This is a genomic window from Marinobacter denitrificans (assembly GCF_008795955.1).
Lineage (GTDB): Bacteria > Pseudomonadota > Gammaproteobacteria > Pseudomonadales > Oleiphilaceae > Marinobacter > Marinobacter denitrificans.
The window spans coordinates 1-1464 of record NZ_VMHN01000029.1 but is presented as its reverse complement, the minus strand read 5'-3'; the positions used below and the strand labels follow the sequence as shown (position 1 = coordinate 1464).

Genomic DNA, 1464 nt, shown 5'->3' with positions numbered 1-1464 from the left:
ATTCCACAATAGTGGCGGTGGGTGCTATGGTAAAAGTTCATTGAGTCTTCTCCCTTGTAGTGCTTGGTCGCCTTCCAGCTTAGCGGGCAACCGCTGGGCTGGGGAGAAGGCTCAATCAGTATCAAGTCGGTCAACCGGACGCCAAAAGCGTACCGCTTTTGGTTCCCTCCGCTGTCGCTCCGGCGCCGGTTACCTAAGCGTTAGGGCTATAAATGAATCTCGACGAACTCGCTCAAGAATTCGGCAATATCTCGAATGAAAAACCACTACATGACCTGGTGCAGGGGCTGGAGAACTGGAAGTCCGGCAACGAGAGCGTCAGAGGCCTCGAGGAAATGGTTGAGAGGTTCTTTGGAAATTCGTGGCTCCAGAGCGAGGCGGACCATTCAAAATCGTATGGCCTTTGGCTTGAGTTTAAACATGATGCCATTGATAGAATTGACGGCATGACCATGAATGAGAGGCTTTTCCTTTTTGGGCTGTTCGAACGCTTTGACAAAAGCAGTACAGAGGAGCAGAAGCATGCGGTTTATAGCAAACTTCTCGCAAGGCCCTAACAATCGGCTGCACAGCGACCGATTTTCCGCCGCTTCGCGGCTCCAAACCGGCGCGTGAGCCGGGCGTTAGGGTGATAATCGAATGAATCACACCTGGTTAGGTGTTTTTGCCGGATTCGTAGTGCTTGGTCTGTGGGCATTGATGGGGTTAACCATCTTCCACGGACGAGACTTGGTAATGCACAGAGAAAACTGGGAGCTCGCCCAAATCTTGGTCCCTTCTATGATCAGCATAGTGGGTTGGCTGGTCACGATCTGGTGGGCGTTAAGACAAATCGAGATTTCGTCAGAAAAGAATAGGCAACTACAGCATGAAGCGTTGCAGTCCAGTGAAAAAATAAAAGCAATTGATGCGGTTATTGTTGCGTATGTGAATGTTGATAAGTCGTTGCACAGAATAGAGCGAATAGTTAACAACATGAAAAACAACATAAATTTTAAGCTAGAAGGAAAAAACAACCCAGATTTATCAGCCATATTTCGGGAATCGTGTGATGCATACTCCGAGCTTTTTACATGTATAGACTACCTTCAGTTCAATTTAATACGACTTACACCGTATGGCCTTGCGATTAATGAGAGCTTCGAATTCATCGATAACGTACATGAGAAATTTTCCAATCAATCACCATGGTTAACGTATCAGGAAACATCTGCAGTCTATTTGCTCAATGAAGACTCTGGACATGAAGAGCTCTTTTCAGCGATTGATGCCGTAGCATCGAACTGTGGCGAATTAAGTGTCGCTGCGTTTAAGGTCGTGTCAAAAATGTACACCCCTAACACATATGAGCCTTCTCGGGATCAATAGGCAATAGTCATTTTTTTGGCCGCGCCAGCGGCCAACTTAAACCCATGAGCGAGAACGCCTGCTTCGCTAGTCTCGTGGGGCTGTCAGGCACTCACA

General features: G+C 47.5%; 2 protein-coding genes. Both read left to right on the top strand.

Going from position 1 to position 1464, the window contains the following annotated elements:
• Positions 1 to 212: 212 nt before the first annotated feature.
• Entirely contained in the window at positions 213 to 557 is a 345-nt protein-coding gene (locus FO268_RS22695) for a hypothetical protein (protein ID WP_150995419.1), read from the top strand.
• 82 nt (positions 558 to 639) lie between these two features.
• The gene (locus FO268_RS22690) at positions 640 to 1368 is read left to right on the top strand and encodes a hypothetical protein (protein ID WP_150995418.1); all 729 of its coding nucleotides are present in this window, start codon (positions 640 to 642) and stop codon (positions 1366 to 1368) included.
• The last annotated feature ends 96 nt before the right edge of the window (positions 1369 to 1464 follow it).

What these genes read in the sequence shown, in the direction of transcription:
- FO268_RS22695 (WP_150995419.1), top strand. Translation starts at nt 213, where the DNA reads ATGAATCTCGACGAACTCGCTCAAGAATTCGGCAATATCTCGAATGAA.
- FO268_RS22690 (WP_150995418.1), top strand. Translation starts at nt 640, where the DNA reads ATGAATCACACCTGGTTAGGTGTTTTTGCCGGATTCGTAGTGCTTGGT.